Here is a 1,709-nt window from a genome sequence, read left to right as displayed (position 1 = left end):
GTGTCGATCCTCGACGGCATGGACCTGGTGAAGTCGGAAATCGTCACCGCGTCGACCATCGTCTGCCGCACCAACGTCAACAACAAGCCCTATGGCGACCAGAAGGTGCGCAACGCGCTGCAGCTTGCGGTCGACAACAATGTCGTCTTGCAGCTCGGCTACGGCAACGCCGGCTCGGTCGCCGAAAACCACCATGTCTGCTCGATCCATCCGGAATATTACGAGCTGCCCAAGGTTGCCCGTGATCCGGCCAAGGCGAAGGCGCTGATGGCGGAAGCCGGCCAGGCCGACTTCGAACACGAGCTGATCACGGTCGACGAAGACTGGCACAAGAACACCGGCGATGCGATCGCCGCCCAGCTGCGCGACGCCGGCATCAAGGTGAAGCGCACCGTTCTGCCGGGTTCGACGTTCTGGAACGACTGGACGAAGTATCCGCTGTCGATGACCAACTGGAACATGCGCCCGCTCGGCGTCCAGGTTCTGGCCATCGCCTATCGCACCGGCGAGGCCTGGAACGAGGCCGGCTGGTCGAATCCGGAATGGGACGCCAAGCTCAATGCGGCGCTCGCCGTTGCCGACGCCGCCAAGCGCAAGGAAATGATGAAGGACATCGAGCAGATCCTGCAGGATTCCGGCATCATGATTCAGCCGTACTGGCGCAAACTCTACAGCCACTCGGTCAAGGCGGTGCAGAACTACAAGATGCACCCGACCTTCGAGCGCGACTACGGCAAGGTCTGGCTCGAACAGGCTTGATCGCATCGACATGGGGGAAGGGGCTCGCTCCCTTCTCCCGCTCTTTGCATCGTCCGTCCCCGTTGGTCCGCGCTTTCTCAAAAAAGTTACGGACTCGCGGGCAAGGCCGTGCAACAAAACAGGGTTGATCGCATCCGAAGGCCTGTTTGACAGCCAGCTCCGCCGGTCACGGCAGGGTTGGCTTTCATAGCCGGCTCAAACCCCAACCCATCGGCAGGGGGCCGCCATGCTTTCCTTCGTTATCAGGCGTCTTGGCACCATGGCATTGACGATGCTGTGCTTGACCATGGTCGTCTTCTTCCTGATCAACCTCGAACCCAATCTGAAGAAGCTGGCGATCAGCCAGACCGAAATGCATACGTCGGCCGAGCAGCTCGAGAGCTGGCTGGTCAACCACGGCTATCGGCAGAACTTCTTCGTCCGCTATGGGCAGTGGCTGGGCGTGGTGCCCAAGCAACCTGTGACAGACCCGGCGACCGGCAAACCGGCGCAGCGTTTCTCCTTCTGCAATGATCCGCTCGTGCCGACCTTCGCCGGCGTTTTCCAGGGCGATTTCGGCTGCTCGACCAAGTTCAAGGCGACCGTCGCCTCAAAGCTGTTTCCGGCACTCGGCGCCACGGGCATCCTGATGTTCTGGGTGCTGGTGGTGATGGTGCCGATCTCGCTGCTGATCGGCATTATGGCCGGCATGCGCGAGGGGTCGCGAACCGACCGGGTGCTGTCCGTGGCGTCGATCGCTTCGACGGCGACGCCTGAATATGTGTCGGGCGTCATCTTCACCGTCATCTTCGCCTCATGGCTAGGCTGGCTGAACGGCTCGGCGGCTTCGGCCAGCCAGGGCATCACCTTCTATAATTTCACTTTGCCGGTAATGACGCTGGCGATCTACGGCATCGGCTATATTGCGAGGATGACGCGTGCTTCGATGGTCGAAGTGATGACGCAGCAAT

The 1,709-nt window shown here is 61.0% G+C and carries 2 protein-coding genes; both read left to right on the top strand.

The features are described from left to right. A partial coding sequence (locus tag EN906_RS33185; protein ID WP_245484385.1) for an ABC transporter substrate-binding protein occupies nucleotides 1-759 on the top strand: 759 nt, incomplete at its 5' end. Between the two features lie 226 nt (nucleotides 760-985). Continuing rightward, nucleotides 986-1,709: ABC transporter permease (locus tag EN906_RS33180; RefSeq protein ID WP_206529242.1), on the top strand; the 724-nt coding region annotated here is incomplete at its 3' end.

This window comes from Mesorhizobium sp. M7A.F.Ca.CA.004.06.1.1 (assembly GCF_003999135.1).
Classification (GTDB): Bacteria; Pseudomonadota; Alphaproteobacteria; order Rhizobiales; family Rhizobiaceae; genus Mesorhizobium.
Note: the sequence above shows the minus strand (reverse complement) of the source record. Positions and strands in the feature narration are given on the sequence as shown.